Origin of the sequence: Streptomyces sp. NPDC049627, from assembly GCF_044465645.1 — a bacterium.
In the GTDB taxonomy this organism is placed as follows: domain Bacteria; phylum Actinomycetota; class Actinomycetes; order Streptomycetales; family Streptomycetaceae; genus Streptomyces.
On sequence record NZ_JBITLW010000014.1, the window covers coordinates 183,035 to 199,210 of the forward strand.

Consider the following 16,176-nt stretch of genomic DNA (forward strand, 5'->3'; position numbering starts at 1 on the left):
CCGGCCTGTCACGGAGAGAGTCCCGCCCGGGCGCAGGCCGGCCGGAGTCCCCGGGTGCAGATCTGCTCGACGGTGTACACGCCGTCCTTGACGAGGGTCTCCTTGATCTTGCCGGCCGTCACCGGCCGCGAAGTGAGCAGTACGGCCGGGATGTCCTTGGCGGTCGCGCTGTCGATCGTCGTCGTGGCCGTCGTCTCGCGGACGTCCTCACCGCGCCCCAGGGCGACGGCCATGTCGGCGGCTGCGGCGGCTTCCTCGGTGAACGGCTTGTACACCGTCATGTACTGCTCGCCCTTGACGATGCGCTGGAGAGCGTCGAGGTCGGCGTCCTGACCGGTGACGGGAGGGAGCTTCCTGACACCGGCCTTCTTGAGAGCGGCGATGGCTCCCGCGGCGATGGAGTCGTTGGCGGCCAGGACGCCGTCGATCCGGTCCGCGCCCAGGGCCGCGATGGCGGCGGACATGTTGGCGTGGGCGTCGTCGGCGCTCCACGCCACGGTGTCGTACGACCTGGCGACCTTCAGCTTTCCCGCGATGACGGAGAGCGCGCCCCTGCGGAACCAGGCCGCGTTGGCGCTGGTCGGGTCGCCGTTCATCATGACGATCTGCCCGCGGCCCGCCATGGCCTGCAGCAGCGCCTCGCCCTGGAGCCTGCCCACCTGCGCGCCGTCGAAGCTGACGAAGCCCGAGATCGGTCCTTCCGCGAGCCGGTCATAGGCGACGACCGAAGCACCCGCTTTGCGTGCCTCCTGGACGGTGGAGCGCATCGCCTTGCTGTCGGCGGGGTCGAGGATCAGGACCCTGACCCCCTTGGTGATCATGGAGACCATCTGCTGCCGTTGCGCCGCCGCGTCGCCCTCCGCGTTGGCGTACTCCACGGTGCAGTCAGGGCACAGCTCCTTCAGCCGCTGCTCGATCAGCGGCCTGTCCCACTTCTCCCAGCGAGGAGTCAGCCGGTTCGGCAGCAGCAGGCCGATCGTGAAACTGTCCCCGCCCGTCCCGTCGTCCCCGCCGCAGGCCGTCAGGGAAACCGTCACGAGTCCCGCGACGAGCCCCGCGACGAGCTGCCGCCTGCGCGTGCGCGTCCCCCTCATGGCGAGCCCTCTCGGTCCGTCGAGTGCGCCGATCCCGCGGCGGCCGGCTCGCGGCGTGGCACGCGGATCTCGCTCCACACCTGCTTGCCGCCGGCCACCGGCACGGAGCCGAAGGACTCCGACATCGCCTCGACCAGCAGCAGCCCCCGGCCGCCGGTCGACTCCCAGTCGACGATCACCGGCTTGGCGGGCGCCCGCGGCGAGGCGTCGCTCACGCTGACGCGCACGCGGTCCCCGCGCAGTATCAGGTCGAGGCGGACCGGGCCCTGCGTGTGCACCAGGGCGTTGGTGACCAGTTCCGACACGACCAGCAGCACCGAGTCGGCCGCCTCCCCGACCTGCCACCGGCGCAGCGTGCGCGCGGTGAACCGGCGGGCGTGCATGACGGCGTCGGGCAGCCGCCACACCACCCAGCCGGCCCGGATCGGCCGGGCCGTCATGCCGTCGTAGCGCAGCAGCAGCAGCGCGACGTCGTCCTCGCGGCGGCCGGCGTCGCCGAGCAGGTCGTCGGCCATCCGCCCGGGGTCGGCGGGGTCGGCCGTGGCGAGCGCGGCGCGGGTCCGGTCCATCCCTTCGTCCAGGGGCAGGTCGGCGGCCTCGACCAGACCGTCGGTGACCAGGGCGAGCACCGTGCCGGGGGTCAGGGCCACGGCGGTCATGGGGAACTCGGCCTCCGCGAGCACGCCCAGCGGGAGGCCTCCCTCGACCTGAACCTCCTCGGTGGTGCCGTCGGGGTGGCGGACCAGCGGGGCGAGGTGCCCGGCGCGGACGAACAGGGCGTTGCCCTCCTCCATGTCCAGTTCGACATAGCAGCAGGTGGCGAACAGATCGGTCTCCATGCCGACGAGCAGCCGGTTGGCGTGGGAGACGACCACGTCCGGCGGGTGGCCCTCCACCGCGTAGGCCCTGACCGCCGTGCGCATCTGACCCATGATCGTCGCGGCTCCCGCGCTGTGCCCCTGCACGTCACCGATGACCAGGGCCACCCGGTCCTCGGAGATGACGATGACGTCGTACCAGTCGCCGCCGACCTGGAGCCCGCGCCGGGCGGGCAGATAGCGGGCGACGGCCGTCCCGCCGGGCAGTTCGGGCAGGCGCCGGGGCAGCAGGCTGCGCTGGAGCATCGTCGCGAGCTCCTGCTCGGCGTCGTACGCGTGGGCACGCTCCAGGGCCTGGCCAATGAGCGCCGCCGTCGCGGTCAGCACGGACCGCTCCTCGGTGGCGAACTCGTGCGGCTGGTCCCAGCCGACCAGGCACACGCCGACGACCCCGCCCTTGGCGGGCAGCGGCAGGACGGCCAGGCCGCCGGCGCCGATGCCCGCGAGCCCCGGTTCGAGGGCGGTGCCGGCGGGCCACAGATCCATACGGCCGTCCCGCAGGGCCAGTTGGAGGGTGGGCAGGGCGCGGACCGGGGCGTCGGGCCACTCCGAGCGCCACTCGGAACGCCAGATCTGCGGCCAGGCGGGGGGCTGCGGCGGGTCGAGCACGATGACCACCAGCCGGTCCTCGCGCAGCTCGGCGAGCGCCACACGGTCGGCGGCCAGCGGCTCGCGCAGTGCGGTGACCACCACACGGCCGACGTCATGGACCGTCGCGGCGTCGTCGAGGGCGGCGGTCAGCCACTGGATGCGGGAGACGTCGTCGGAGCTGCGGCGCTGCACCGAGGTGGCCGTCACCACGCCCAGCACCTGCTGCGGCCGGTCGTCGGAGCTCGCCGCCACCCGGCACGTCAGGCTCAGCCAGCGCATCTCACCGGTGGGGTGGCGGACCCGGAACTCCAGCTCCCGGCGGGCGGACGCGGGGGTGGACGGCTCCAGGACCGACATCAGCGCGTGCATGTCCTCCGGGAGGGCGTTGGCGAGCAGGCTGTCCGCCTTGCCGTCGAAGTCGTCCGGTGTGATGCCGACCAGTTCGAGCAGCATCTCGTCCGCGTCGATCACGCCGGTGTCCGGCACCAGGACGAAGGAGCCGACGCGCAGGGCGCGCAGGGCGAGACCCAGCAGCGACGAGGGTGCGGGCCGGTCGGTCCCGGCCCGCAGGAGGTCGGCGACCGCGTCGGCATACCGCTCCAGGAAGCGCTGCTGTCCGGCCTCGAACCCGTCGACGGAGTCCCCCACCACGACGAGGCAGCCCAGCCGTCTGCCCTCCGCCTTCAGGGGCAGCGCACCGAGTGACGTCTGCGCCGCCGGCGGCGTCGTCCCGCCTTCGAAGGAGGCGAGGGCCAAGGGGTTCAGCCACAGCGGCCGGTCGGTGCGGAAGGCCTGGGCGGCGGGTGAGCCGCCCGACAGGGGCAGCCGCTCCGGAAGGCGGTACCGGGAGACGCCGGGTCCGGCCGTCTCCACCAGCCGGAGCTCCTCCTCCCGGGCGTCGGGGACATAGACGGCCGCCAACGCCGCTCCGGCGAACGTCAGGGCCCGCTCCCCCGGTGCGGCCTCACGCGCCGGAGGCGGTGAACCGGTGCCCGCGGCCCCGGCCTCCGATGCCGGGAGCTGCGAGACGCCGGTCCGGGCACGGCCGTCATGACGCATGTCCGCACCTTCCTCCTGCCCCAGGCCACAGGTGCCGACAGACTGAGATCGGAGCGCTCAGCTACCAGCGTCTCACATGCGGGCGAAGCAGACAGATTCGTACGATTCCCACCCATTCCGGGGCCGGTGTGCCTCCGCGCCGGCAGCGTTCGCCGTTGACCGCGGCCGGTGTCACACTTACGGCATAGTCGTCTTGCCGCATTTATTGCAGTATGTCCGGGCGGGTGCCCGGCGCCGACATTGCGGCTGGAGGTCCCTCGCATGAAGGCCTGTGTACGGGGGGCGGTCGCCGCTGTGACCGCGGCCGTCACGGCCGTCGCGCTCTCGGCCTGCGGGGACGGCGGCGGGAGCGACTCCGGCGGCGGAAGCCGGCCCCGCATCGGCGTGCTGCTTCCGGACTCCACCACGGCTCGCTGGGAGATGAACGACCGGCCTCTGCTCGAACAGAAGATCAAGGAGCTGTGCGGGGACTGCGAGGTCGAGCACGCCAACGCAAAGAACGACGTGGCCATCCAGCAGGCCCAGATGGACTCCATGATCGCCGACGGGGTCGACGCGATCCTGCTCGTCGCCGTCAACGCCAAGTCACTGCGGCCCGCGGTCGCGAAGGCGGACGAGGCGGGCATCCCCGTCATCGCCTACGACCGGCTGGCCGAGGGCCCCATCTCGGGTTACGCCTCCTTCGACGGCGAGGAGGTCGGCAGGCTCCAGGGCAGGGCGCTGCTGAAGGCCCTGGGCGACGGGGCGGCCGACGCCCGGATCGTGATGATGAACGGCGACCCCACCGACCCCAACGCCGTGGCGTTCAAGAAGGGCGCCCTGTCCGAGCTGGAGGGCAAGGTCGAGATCGCCAAGGCGTACGACACCCGCCAGTGGAGGACGGAGGTCGCGAACATGAACATGTCCGGCGCCATCTCCGCCCTCGGTGCCGACGAGATCGACGGGGTCTACGCAGCCAACGACGGACTCGCGGCCGGCAGCATCTCCGCCCTCAAGGCCAACAAGGTCGATCCCCTGCCCCCCATCACGGGGCAGGACGCCGAGCTCAGAGCCGTGCAGCGCATCCTCGCCGACGAGCAGTACATGACCGTCTACAAGCCCTTCGCGCCCGAGGCCTCCGCGGGAGCCGCCCTGGCCGTGGCCGCGGCCCGCGGCGAAAGCCTCGACAAGGTGGCCAAGCACCAGGTGCGGACCAGCACGGGCAGCACCGTTCCGGCCGTCCTGCTCACTCCGACGTCGGTGACCGTCGACACCATCGAGGACACCGTGGTGAAGGACGGTGTGTACACGATCGAGCAGATCTGCACCCCGCAGCTCGACGCCGCCTGCGCCAGGGCCGGACTCACCTGACCGGCCGGTTCCCGGTGCCGGACCGGTCGTGGGAAGGAGATGGTTCTTCGTGCCGAGTCCCCCCTTGCTGACGCTGCGCGGCGTGTGCAAGCGCTTCGGGGTCGTCGAGGTCCTCACCGACATCGAACTGGAGATCCGCGCGGGGCAGGTCGTGGCGCTGCTGGGCGACAACGGGGCCGGCAAGTCCACCCTGGTCAAGGTGATCTCCGGAGTCACCCCGGCCGACAAGGGCGTCATCGAGTGGGAGGGCCGGCCGGTGCACATCCGTCGGCCGCACGACGCCCGGGACCTCGGGATCGCCACCGTCTACCAGGACCTCGCGCTGTGCGGGAACCTCGACGTCGTGGGCAATCTCTACCTCGGCCGGGAGATCCGCAGGTTCGGGTTCCTCGACGAGGTCGAGATGGAGCGCCGCACCAGTCACCTGCTGGAGCGTCTGACCAGGGGGGTCCCCGATCTGCGCGCCCCCGTCGTCTCGCTGTCCAGCGGCCAGCGGCAGACGGTCGCCATCGCCCGCTCGCTCCTCGGTGACCCGCGGGTCCTGCTCCTGGACGAACCGACCGCGGCGCTGGGATTCGAGCAGACCACCGAGGTCCTGGACCTCGTGGACCAGCTGCGGGACCGGGGGCTGGGAGTGCTCCTCATCAGCCACAACATGGGCGATGTCAAGGCGCTCGCGGACCGCGCCGCCGTGCTGCGGCTCGGCCGCAACAACGGCTTCTTCGACGTGAACACCGCGTCGCAGGAACAGATCATCGCCTCCATCACCGGCGCCACGGAGAACGTGCCCCGCCGGATGGCCCACCGGGAGGCAGGGTGGTGAAAGGCATGCACAGCAGGGCGGACAGCACCCGGGCCGCACCCTCCGCGCCCACCACCGAGGCCCGCCGACCGCCCCGCGCGGGTGCCCTCGGCCAGCTGGTGGAGAGCGGGGTCGCCGTCCTGCGGCGCAAGCTGAGCGCCGGCGAACTGGGCTCGCTCCCGGTCGTCGTCGTCCTCGCCGCCGTCTGGATCACCTTCCAGTCCCTCAACGCCAGCTTCCTGTCACCCCGGAACCTGTCCAACCTCAGCGTGGACATCGTGGGGACCGGCCTGATCGCGGTCGGCATCGTCTTCGTGCTGCTGATCGGTGAGCTGGACCTGTCGGTCGGCTCGATCAGCGGCCTCGCCGCGGCGGTCTTCGCGGTGCTGAACGTGAACAACGGCGTCCCGGAGTGGCTCGCCCTGATCATCGCGGTCCTCACCGGCACCGCGGCGGGATCCGTCCAGGGCTACTCCGTGGCCAAGACCCGCGTGCCGGCCTTCGTCGTCACCCTGGCGGGCCTGCTGACCTGGAACGGCCTGATGCTGTACATCCTCGGGACCAGCGGCACCGTCAACCTCGACGAGAACGGGCTCGTCGCCAAGCTGACGAGCCACTACTTCTCCCACGACGCCGCCGCCTACGGCCTGGCGGCCGTCGGCACGGGCCTGGTCTTCTTCGTGTCCTACCAGGACAGACGGCGGCGCAAGGCCGTGGGCATGCCGCACCGCACGCTGCGGGGCATCGTCGTGCGTACGGCGGCCCTCGCGGCGGTCGCGTTCGCCGCCGCCTACCTGCTGAACCGGTTCCAGGGCCTGCCGCTCGCCCTGCTGATCTTCCTCGTGGTGGTGGCCGGCCTCGACATCATGCTGCGCCGCACCCACTACGGGCGGCAGGTCTACGCCCTCGGCGGCAGCATCGAGGCGGCCCGCCGCGCCAGCCTCAATGTGACGATGGTGCAGACCGCGGTGCTCGCCGTCTCCGGCACCATGGCCGCGCTCGGCGGCCTGTTCCTGGCCTCGCGCATCACCTCGGTGAGTCAGGGGGCGGGCTCGGGCCTGCTGCTCCTCAACGCCGTCGCGGCGGCCGTCATCGGTGGCACCAGCCTGTTCGGCGGACGCGGCACGACCTGGTCCGCGGTGCTGGGCATGCTGGTCATCCAGTCGATCGCCTCGGGCATGGTCATCACGGACACCCCCACCGCCGTCCAGTACATGATCACGGGCGGGGTGCTCTTCGCCGCCGTGGTCATCGACGCACTGGCCCGACGCTCGCAGGAGGCACACGGGCGGGCGTGACCAGGGGCAATCGGCGTCCGGACCCTCACTCGGTGCAGCACCCGCCCTCGGCGGCGGCACCCTGCGCGGTGTCGAGCCGGCAGAAGCAGGAGGCCTCGATGGGTACGTCCGCCAGCGCGGCGGCGAGCCTGAGCTGCTGGGCGACCATCTGCGCCTCCCCGGTCCGGCCCAGGCGCACCAGGCACTCGTGGAGACCGTGCAGGGACCAGACGTTGCCGGGATGCTGCAGGGCGCGCGGCAGCGAACCGTCCAGGCCGAGGTCGGCCCGGTAGACCGCCTCGGCCTCCGCGACCCGCCCCTGTTCGAGCAGCAGCGCGCCATAGGCGTGCCGGGTGGGCTGCATCCAGCCCCACGGTTCGTCGTAGGGAAGGCTGTCGTCCAGCTCGATGGAGCGTTCCAGGGCGGCGAAGGCGGCGTCGTGGTCGCCCTTGCGGTACTCCAGTTCGCCGTCGAGCATCGCCGAGGCGATCGCGAGGATGTCGGCGCAGGTGTTGTTGAACAGCATGCGGGTCTCGGGGACCCGGGTGACCGCCTCGTGGAAGAGGCGCCGTTCCGTCTCCGCCTCCTGGACGTGGCGGGTCGCGGACAGGGCGACGCCGCGGGCGTAGTGGAGCATCGCGGTCGTCACGCAGTACAGCTCGGGGTCGGCGGGCAGGGGCAGGTCCAGGATGTCGTGCCAGCGGCCGAAGCGGATCAGGGCGTGGACCCGCATGGCGACAAAGGCCTCCAGCCAGTCGGCCATGGGCGGGCTCGGCACTCGCAGCAATTCCTCGGGGATGGACGCCTCCAACTGCGCCGCGGTGTCGAGGGCGACCTGGGACTGGCCGAGGAACATCGCGCCGTAGATCTTGAAGTGGTAGTTGTGCGAGCGGTACAGGGTGTAGAAGTTCATGGCCCCGGCTCGGGTGTGGTACTTCTCGTCGGCCTCGATCGCCCGGGTGTTGTCGGAGACCACCCGCCGGTAGTCGCCGCACAGCACCTCCAGGTGCGAAGGCATGTGGTGCAGGTGCCCTGCGTCCGGGACGAGGCCGCGCGGGCGGTCCGCGACGGGCAGGGCCGCCTCGGGGGTCGGCGACATCTCCATCAGGTGGATGTACAGGTGGACCACGCCCGGGTGGTCGTGTCCCGCGTCGGTGGCGAGGGCGCGGTCGAGGACGGCCTTGGCCTCCATCGTCCGGGCGCCCTCGGCCGGTTCGCCGCTCGTCAGGTCCCACAGCTGCCAGGGGGTGAGGTTCATCAGGGCGTCGGCGTACAGGGCGGCGATGTCGGGGTCGTCGGGGGCGAGCTCGTGGACGGCACGCATGCTGTCGGCGTACGGGGCGTTCCAGACCGAGCAGTCCGCCACGGCCTTGGCCTGCGGGTAGCGGGCGCGCAGGGCGGCGATCAGCGCCTGTTCGACGGGAGTGGCGGTCTGCGCCCGCTGGTGTGCCAGCTCCACGGCCGCGTGGGTGCGGTCGACGGTGCGGGCCAGTTCCTGGTCGTCGAAGAACTCCCAGGGTTTGTTGTAGTTCGGGCCGAGCGCGTAGGCGATGCCCCAGTGGGCCATGGCGCAGTCGGGGTCCGCCGCGGCGGCGGCCTCGAAGCAGGCGACGGCCTCCTCGTGGTGGAAGGCGTACGTCCACGTCAGCCCGCGGTCGAACCAGAGCTGGGCCTGGTCGGAGGACGTGGTCACGGGGCGGGTGTGGGTGCCGAGGTCGTAGTACTCCATGCGTCTGTCTCCTGCCTGCACCGCTCCGGGCCGTCGGTGGCGACCGGGTCTCACACCGAGAACGGGCGGGGCTGGGGCACGGTTTCGGCTTCCGGCACATTCCCGGTCGCCGTGGTACCGGCGGATGCGGCGGCCGCCGGGCCCGCACTCCCCTGGTCACGCCGTCCCAGGTGCGGGCAAGGTACGTCGTGGCGCATTCTTGCTGTGTCGCACGCGCGATGGCGTACGGACGAGGTAGGGCCGATGACTGGGAGCGCCTCAGGCGCAGAGCGGACGCCCGGCAGGCTGGCGGCGCTGCTGATCGATGCCTCGGCGGAGGCGATCAGCGCGGCGGGTGGCTACGCGGGCGGCGTCTACCTGCGCTCACGCACGCCCGGTCTGTTGCGGCTCGCGGTACTGGAGGGGTTGCCGGGCCCCCTGTTCAAGCCGTGGTGGCGGCTCCACGTGGACCGGCCGTTCCCCGTCGCGGACGCCTACCGCCTCGGCGTCGAGGTGGTGCTGCCGAACGCGACGGAGACGATGCGCCGCTATCCGCAGTTCGCGGCCGGCCTGCCGTTCCAGTTCGGGTCCCTCCACGTCCCCATCGCCGGCGGCTCGACGGTGTTCGGTGTGCTGGCCGTGCTGCGGCCCTCGGCGGCCGACGCCACCGAGCTGCTGTCGGCGCGCGAACGCATGGCGCGGCTGGCCGAGGAGCTGGGGGCGGCGCTGCAGAAACTCGCGGACGCGGACGCGTCGGCGGTGTCCTGGGAAGGCGGGCCGGAGTGCGTCCGGCCGCCCGCCGGCCGCCCTCCCTCGGGGCGCCTCGGACGCTTCTCCTGGGATCCGGCGACGGGCGCCGTGACGGCGGACGAGCGGCTGAACCTCGTCCTGGGCCGGGCCGCTGGGGAAACCGACGGCACGCTGGAGGGGTTCGCGCAGGCCATCGCCCCCGGTGACGCGGAGCCGATCCTGGCGGCGCTGCGCGAGGCGGCCAGGGGCCGGTCACCGGCGCTGCCGCTGTACGCGCACGGCGCGGACGGCGCGCTGCGGCTGGTCGAGGTGTGGGGGCCGTACGACGACCCGGCTCGCTCCGGGGCGGCGACCGTACGGGGTGTCGTCCTCGATCCGGGGCCCAGCACCGTGGCGGACGCGGCGGCCGATCTGCTGCCGGACGGGGTGTTCTGCCTGGACCGGCTGGGTGCGGTCGTCTACGCGAATCCGCGCGCCGCGGCGCTGTTGCGCCGGCCCCGCACCGAACTGCTCGGCCGGCCGCTGTGGGAGGGCGTGCCGTGGCTGAACCAGCCCGCCGTCGAGGATCATCTGCGCGGAGCGCTGCTGTCTCCGGATCCGGTGCACTTCCACGTCCGAAGACCGTCCGCCCATCGGCGTGAGCCGGCTGCCGCCCGCCCGTTCGGGGGCGACTGGCTCGCCCTGTCCGTCTATCCCGGTCCGGACTTTCTGACCTGCACGCTGCGTCCGGGACACCGGGTGGCCGGCAGCCCGTCCGGCCTCCCGGACGCCGAGACCGCACCGGAACCCGTCCGTGCGCCCTCGCTGTCTCCCCTGTACCGCCCCATCGTCCTGGCCATCGCGCTGACGGAGGCGGTCACGGCGCGTCAGGTGTCCGCGGTGGTGGTGCGGGAGCTGCTGCCCGCGTTCGGCGGCCGTCGGCTGGCCATCTATCTGTTGCAGGAGCGGCATCTGCATCTGGCCTGGGAGACCGGCTTCCCCCAGGGGTTCCTCGCTCCGTTCGAGGGCGTGGGGCTGGACGCCCGGCTGCCCGGCGTCGAGACGCTGACGAGCGGGCGCCCGCTGTTCTTCGACTCGATGCAGCAGCTCGCCGACGCCTATCCGGGCATCGCCCTGGACGCGACGGAGGGCGCCCGCGCCTTCCTGCCCCTGATCGCCTCCGGACGGCCGGTGGGCTCCTGCATCCTCGGCTTCGACCGGCCGCGCAGCTTCAGCACCGAGGAACGTACGGTGCTGACCGCCATGGCGGGGCTGATCGCGCACGCCATGGAGAAGGCCCGGCGCTACGAGAGCGAGGCCGCGCTGGCCCGGGGCCTGCAGGAGGCGCTGCTCCCGCGGCGGCTGTCGCAGCATCCGCTGATGGAGACCGCCGGACGCTATCTGCCCGGCACGCAGGGCATGGAGGTGGGCGGCGACTGGTACGACGTCGTCACCGCCGGGGACGGGATCGCGCTGGTGATCGGCGATGTGCAGGGACACGGGGTGCAGGCGGCGGCGACGATGGGCCAGCTGCGCACCGCCGTCCGTGCCTTCGCCGTCGGTGACCTGCCGCCCGACGAGGTCATGAGCGGCACCAACCGTCTGCTCATCGACCTCGACTCCGGCCTGTTCGCCAGTTGCTGCTACCTCCGGCTGGATCCGGCGACCGGCGTCGCGCAGGCGGCCGTGGCCGGGCACCTGCCGCCGCTGCTGCGCCACCCGGACGGCCGAACGCAGGTCGTCGACCTGCCCGGCGACGTCGTGCTCGGCGTGGACCCACAGGCCCGATATCCGGTGGCGGAGCTGCGGATCGAGCCCGGCTCCGTCCTCGCGCTGTACACCGACGGGCTCGTCGAGCGGCCCGGCGTCGACATCGACGACGGCATCAGCGCGTTGCGGGTGGCGCTGGCCCGGGCCGGTGCCCCTCCCGCCCGCCCGGGCGGGCGTTCGCTGGCGGGCATGGCCGACAGGCTCACCGCGAAGGCCCGGCACACGCCGGACCGCCCCGACGACATCGCCCTGCTGCTCGCCACGCGGCGCGCCGCACCGCCGCATCGGAAGTGAGGGTGCCCGGGTCGCGCGGGGGCCGTGTCGCGGCGGTGCCGACGTCGTCGTAACCCCGCCGTGGGTACGGGAGTTGCGGAAGGCCGCCGTATCCCTCCTGTGATCGTCGTGTGGGAGAAGGAGCGGGTCCTGTCACGGTCTGTGACGTCTCTCGCCTCCTGAGGCGCGGCAGTGTAGACATGGGCACATGGTCCGACTAGTGGGTCGATCCGGGGCCCGGTCGGCCCGTCGTCCCAGCGGTCTGCGCGCACGGTCTGCGCCAGACCGCTTCCGTGGCGTGCCCGAGCGGAGAACACCGTCCGCCGTGCTGGCCGAGGGACGGCGCAGGGGCCGGTTCTCCGGGCTGCGGTCGGCGGTGGGCGGGCGCAGCGTCGCCGGGCAGGTGTTCCTGCTGCAGGTGGTGATCGTGCTGCTGCTGGTCGTCGCCGCCGTGGTGGCACTGGTGCTGCAGGTGCGGTACGACACCACGCAGGAGGCCCGCCACCGTTCGGTGGCCGTCGCCGAGGCGTTCGCCAACGCGCCGGGCACCCGGGAGGCGCTGGACAGCCCGGATCCCACCGCGGTGCTGCAACCGCGGGCCGAGGCGGCGCGCGAGGCGACGGACGTGGACTTCATCGTCGTCATGAACACCGACGGGATCCGCTACACCCATCCCAAGCCGGACCGCATCGGGAAGAAGTTCGTCGGGACCATCGAGCCCGCGCTGGCCGGGAAGGTCGTGGTCGAGGAGATCACGGGCACCATCGGGCCGTTGGTGCAGGCCGTGGTGCCCGTCAAGGATCCCGACGGGCGGGTCGTCGGGCTGGTCTCGGCCGGGGTGACGAAGAAGACCGTGGGCGGTACCGCCGACCGCCAGCTGCCGCTCGTGCTGATCGCCGCGGCGGTGGCGCTGGCCCTGTCCACGGCGGGCACGGCGCTGGTCAGCAGGCGGCTGCTGCGCCAGACGCACGGCCTGGGTCCGGACGAGATGACCCGGATGTACGAGCACCACGACGCCGTGCTGCACGCCGTACGGGAGGGCGTGATCATCGTCGGCGACGAGGGGAGGCTGCTGCTCGCCAACGACGAGGCGCACCGCCTGCTCGACCTGCCCGAGGACGCCGAGGGGCGCCGGGTGCTCGACCTCGGTCTCTCCCCCGACACCGCGGACCTGCTGGACTCCGGCCGGACGGCCACGGACGAGGTGCACCTGGTGGGGGACCGGCTGCTGGCGGTCAACCAGCGCCCCACCCATCTCAGAGGCAGGCCGTCCGGCAGCGTCGCCACGCTCCGCGACTCGACGGAGCTGCGGGCCCTGTCGGGCCGGGCCGAGGAGGCCCGCGAGCGGCTGAACATGCTGTACGACGCCGGGGTGGGCATCGGCACCAGCCTGGACGTCACGCGTACCTCCGAGGAACTGGCGGAGCTGGCGGTGCCGCGGTTCGCGGACTACGTCACGGTCGACCTGTTCGACGCGGTGCTGGCCGGCGGGCAGCCGGAGGCGGCGACCCGGCTGCGGCGCACGGCGTGCAGCGGGATACGCAAGGACGCGCCGCTGTATCCGGTGGGCGAGCAGATCCGGTTCGTCGACTCCTCGCCGCAGGGCCGCGCGCTCAGCGAGGGCCAGGCCGTGATCGAGCCGCGGCTGGGGGCGGCGCCGGGCTGGCGCGCCCAGGATCTGGAGCGGTCGGCGCAGGTCGTGGAGTTCGGCATCCACTCACTGGTCGCGGTGCCGCTCAGGGCGGGGTCCCTGGTGCTGGGCGTGGTCAGCTTCTGGCGGTCGAAGAAGACGGAACCCTTCGACGCCGACGAGGTCGCCCTCGCCGAGGAACTGGTCGCCCGGGCCGCGGTGTCCATCGACAACGCCCGCCGCTACACCCGCGAGCACAGCATGGCCGTGACCCTGCAGCGCAGCCTGCTGCCCCGCAGCCTGCCCGAGCAGAACGCCCTGGACATCGCCTACCGGTATCTGCCGGCTCAGGCCGGCGTGGGCGGCGACTGGTTCGACGTGCTGCCGCTGTCGGGTGCCCGCGTCGCGCTGGTGGTGGGCGACGTCGTCGGCCACGGGCTGCACGCGGCGGCCACCATGGGCCGGCTGCGTACGGCCGTGCACAACTTCTCCGCCCTGGACCTGCCGCCGGACGAACTGCTCGCGCTCCTGGACGAGCTGGTCGCCCGTATCGACCAGGACGAGGCGCAGGAGGGCGACAGCGCTCCGGTGACCGGCGCGACCTGTCTGTACGCCATCTACGACCCGGTGGCGCGGCGGTGCACCATCGCCCGTGCCGGCCATCCGCCGCCGGCGCTGATCCGGCCGGACGGCACGGTCGAGTTCCCCGACGTGCCCGCCGGTCCCCCGCTGGGCCTGGGCGGGCTGCCGTTCGAGACGGCCGAGCTGGAGCTGGCCGAGGACAGCCGCCTCGTGCTCTACACGGACGGGCTCGTGGAGGACCGCGAGCACGACATCGACGAGGGCCTGGAGCTGCTGCGCGCCGCGCTGGCCCGGGCCGGCCGGACCCCGGAGGAGACCTGCCAGGCCGTTCTGGACGCCCGGCTGCCGGACCGGCCGGGCGACGACATCGCGCTGATCGTGGCCCGCACGCAGGCGCTCGGGCCCGACCAGGTCGCCGAATGGGAGGTGCCCAACGACCCGGCGGCCGTCGCCCAGGTGCGCTCCGCCGTGACGCGGACGCTTCAGGAGTGGGGGCTGGAGGAGCTGGAGTTCACGACGGAGCTGATCCTCAGCGAGCTGGTCACCAACGCGATCCGGTACGGCGGTGACAACATCCGCGTCCGCATGCTGCGCGACCGCAGCCTGATCTGCGAGGTCTTCGACAGCAGCAGCACCTCGCCGCATCTGCGCTACGCCACGATGACGGACGAGGGGGGTCGCGGCCTGTTCCTGGTCGCGCAGCTCGCCGAACGCTGGGGCACCCGGTACCTGCCCGCGGGCAAGGTGATCTGGGCCGAACAGCCGGTCCCCTGAGCGGACTTGGGCCGCCGTACCTCCGCGGGCCCTGCTCATAGATCAGGCTTATGAGCTCATAGACCGGACCCGCGTACTGACTTAGGCTTGCCTTAGTTTAGGCTTCCCGTCGAGTCGATCTATCGCCGCTCGAAGGGAACCTGATCATGCCCCGCCCCCTGCGGGTAGCCATCGTCGGAGCCGGCCCCGCCGGGATCTACGCCGCCGACGCCCTGCTCAAGTCCGAGGTGGCCGCCGAACCCGGTGTGTCCATCGACCTCTTCGAGCGCATGCCGGCGCCGTTCGGACTGATCCGTTACGGCGTCGCCCCCGACCACCCCCGCATCAAGGGCATCATCACGGCCCTGCACCAGGTGCTCGACAAGCCGCAGATCCGCCTCTTCGGCAACGTCGACTACCCCAACGACATCAGCCTGGACGACCTGCGCGCGTTCTACGACGCCGTGATCTTCTCGACCGGCGCGACGGCCGACCGCGAGCTGCGCATACCCGGCATCGACCTCGACGGCTCCTACGGCGCCGCGGACTTCGTCTCCTGGTACGACGGCCACCCGGACGTGCCGCGCACCTGGCCCCTGGAGGCGGAGAAGGTCGCGGTGCTCGGTGTCGGCAACGTCGCTCTCGACGTGGCCCGCATCCTCGCCAAGACGGCCGACGAGCTGCTGCCGACGGAGATCCCGCCGAACGTGTACGACGGACTGAAGGCCAACAAGGCCCTGGAGGTCCACGTGTTCGGCCGCCGTGGCCCGGCGCAGGCGAAGTTCTCCCCGATGGAGCTGCGCGAGCTGGACCACTCCCCCAACATCGAGGTCATCGTCGACCCCGAGGACATCGACTACGACGAGGGCTCGATCGAGACCCGGCGCGGCAACAAGCAGGCCGACATGGTCGCCAAGACCCTGGAGAACTGGGCGATCCGCGACGTCGGCGACCGGCCGCACAAGCTGTTCCTGCACTTCTTCGAGTCGCCGTCGGAGATCCTCGGCGAGGACGGCAAGGTCGTCGGCCTGCGGACCGAGCGCACCGCCCTCGACGGCACCGGAAACGTCAAGGGCACCGGCGAGTTCAAGGACTGGGACGTCACCGCGGTCTACCGCGCGGTCGGCTACCTGTCCGACAAACTCCCCAAGCTGCCCTGGGACATCGAGACCGGCACCGTCCCGGACAAGGGCGGCCGGGTCATCCAGGAGTCCGGCGAGCACCTGCAGTCGACGTACGTCACCGGCTGGATCCGGCGCGGCCCTGTCGGCCTCATCGGCCACACCAAGGGCGACGCCAACGAGACGGTGGCGAACCTGCTGGACGACTTCGCGAACGGCCGTCTGCAGACGCCCGTTTCGCCCGAACCTCAGGCCGTGGAGGCGTTCCTCGCCGAGCGCGAGATCCGCTTCACCACCTGGGACGGCTGGTACAAGCTGGACGCCGCGGAGAAGGCGCTGGGCGAGCCGCAGGGCCGTGAGCGCGTGAAGATCGTCGAGCGCGAGGACATGCTCCGGGAGAGCGGCGCGTAAGCGCACAAGAGCGCAGTCGAGGGGGGGGGGGGGGGGGGACCCCGCCCCCCCCCCCCCCCCCCCCCCCCACCCAAACCCCCCCCCCAACCCCCCGGCCCGCAAGACCGAGGCCGACCCGGGGCAGGTCGGACCCGTCCGAGGACTGACG

Annotated in this window: 9 protein-coding genes; 6 read left to right on the forward strand and 3 right to left on the reverse strand. The window is 72.4% G+C overall.

Translation table 11 applies throughout. The features are described 5' to 3' along the window. Positions 1 to 8 precede the first annotated feature (8 nt). Together ACIBU0_RS34145 and ACIBU0_RS34150 are read right to left on the reverse strand one after the other, a co-directional pair. Positions 9 to 1,094, reverse strand: a complete 1,086-nt coding sequence (locus ACIBU0_RS34145; RefSeq protein WP_398826432.1) for a sugar ABC transporter substrate-binding protein — start codon at positions 1,092 to 1,094, stop codon at positions 9 to 11. Beyond that, positions 1,091 to 3,622 (reverse strand): SpoIIE family protein phosphatase, encoded by a 2,532-nt coding sequence (locus ACIBU0_RS34150; RefSeq protein ID WP_398826435.1) that lies wholly within the window; start codon positions 3,620 to 3,622, stop codon positions 1,091 to 1,093. Before ACIBU0_RS34150 ends, ACIBU0_RS34145 begins: the two co-directional genes overlap by 4 nt. A 261-nt stretch (positions 3,623 to 3,883) precedes the next feature. Between ACIBU0_RS34150 and ACIBU0_RS34155 the strand changes: the two genes are divergently transcribed. The 3 genes from ACIBU0_RS34155 to ACIBU0_RS34165 are packed head-to-tail and all read left to right on the forward strand — an operon-like array spanning position 3,884 to position 7,072. Beyond that, entirely contained in the window at positions 3,884 to 4,972 is a 1,089-nt protein-coding gene (locus ACIBU0_RS34155) for a substrate-binding domain-containing protein (RefSeq protein ID WP_398826438.1), read from the forward strand. 49 nt (positions 4,973 to 5,021) lie between these two features. Next, entirely contained in the window at positions 5,022 to 5,795 is a 774-nt protein-coding gene (locus ACIBU0_RS34160; RefSeq protein ID WP_398826440.1) for an ATP-binding cassette domain-containing protein, read from the forward strand. Between the two features lie 5 nt (positions 5,796 to 5,800). After that, on the forward strand, positions 5,801 to 7,072 hold the full coding sequence (locus ACIBU0_RS34165) for a sugar ABC transporter permease (protein WP_398826442.1): 1,272 nt from the start codon (positions 5,801 to 5,803) through the stop codon (positions 7,070 to 7,072). A 25-nt stretch (positions 7,073 to 7,097) separates the two neighbouring features. Here the strand turns inward: ACIBU0_RS34165 and ACIBU0_RS34170 are convergent, their stop codons facing one another. Further along, complete coding sequence (locus ACIBU0_RS34170) at positions 7,098 to 8,780, reverse strand: tetratricopeptide repeat protein (RefSeq protein WP_398826443.1); 1,683 nt, start codon at positions 8,778 to 8,780, stop codon at positions 7,098 to 7,100. Positions 8,781 to 9,023: 243 nt separating this feature from the next. Here ACIBU0_RS34170 and ACIBU0_RS34175 point away from each other — a divergent pair, with 243 nt between their 5' ends. From ACIBU0_RS34175 to ACIBU0_RS34185, 3 genes are all read left to right on the forward strand, one after another. Next, positions 9,024 to 11,552: a SpoIIE family protein phosphatase gene (locus ACIBU0_RS34175; protein ID WP_398826444.1), complete on the forward strand. Its 2,529-nt coding sequence runs from the start codon at positions 9,024 to 9,026 to the stop codon at positions 11,550 to 11,552. A 187-nt stretch (positions 11,553 to 11,739) separates the two neighbouring features. Next, complete coding sequence (locus ACIBU0_RS34180) at positions 11,740 to 14,517, forward strand: SpoIIE family protein phosphatase (RefSeq protein WP_398826446.1); 2,778 nt, start codon at positions 11,740 to 11,742, stop codon at positions 14,515 to 14,517. Between the two features lie 146 nt (positions 14,518 to 14,663). Next, entirely contained in the window at positions 14,664 to 16,028 is a 1,365-nt protein-coding gene (locus ACIBU0_RS34185; protein ID WP_398826448.1) for an FAD-dependent oxidoreductase, read from the forward strand. Positions 16,029 to 16,176: the final 148 nt, after the last annotated feature.

Excerpts from the sequence above, each read along its gene's own strand:
- ACIBU0_RS34175 (WP_398826444.1), top strand. The coding sequence starts at position 9,024 with ATGACTGGGAGCGCCTCAGGCGCAGAGCGGACGCCCGGCAGGCTGGCG.
- ACIBU0_RS34185 (WP_398826448.1), top strand. The coding sequence starts at position 14,664 with ATGCCCCGCCCCCTGCGGGTAGCCATCGTCGGAGCCGGCCCCGCCGGG.
- ACIBU0_RS34180 (WP_398826446.1), top strand. The coding sequence starts at position 11,740 with ATGGTCCGACTAGTGGGTCGATCCGGGGCCCGGTCGGCCCGTCGTCCC.
- ACIBU0_RS34155 (WP_398826438.1), top strand. The coding sequence starts at position 3,884 with ATGAAGGCCTGTGTACGGGGGGCGGTCGCCGCTGTGACCGCGGCCGTC.
- ACIBU0_RS34150 (WP_398826435.1), bottom strand. The coding sequence starts at position 3,622 with ATGCGTCATGACGGCCGTGCCCGGACCGGCGTCTCGCAGCTCCCGGCA.
- ACIBU0_RS34170 (WP_398826443.1), bottom strand. The coding sequence starts at position 8,780 with ATGGAGTACTACGACCTCGGCACCCACACCCGCCCCGTGACCACGTCC.
- ACIBU0_RS34145 (WP_398826432.1), bottom strand. The coding sequence starts at position 1,094 with ATGAGGGGGACGCGCACGCGCAGGCGGCAGCTCGTCGCGGGGCTCGTC.
- ACIBU0_RS34165 (WP_398826442.1), top strand. The coding sequence starts at position 5,801 with ATGCACAGCAGGGCGGACAGCACCCGGGCCGCACCCTCCGCGCCCACC.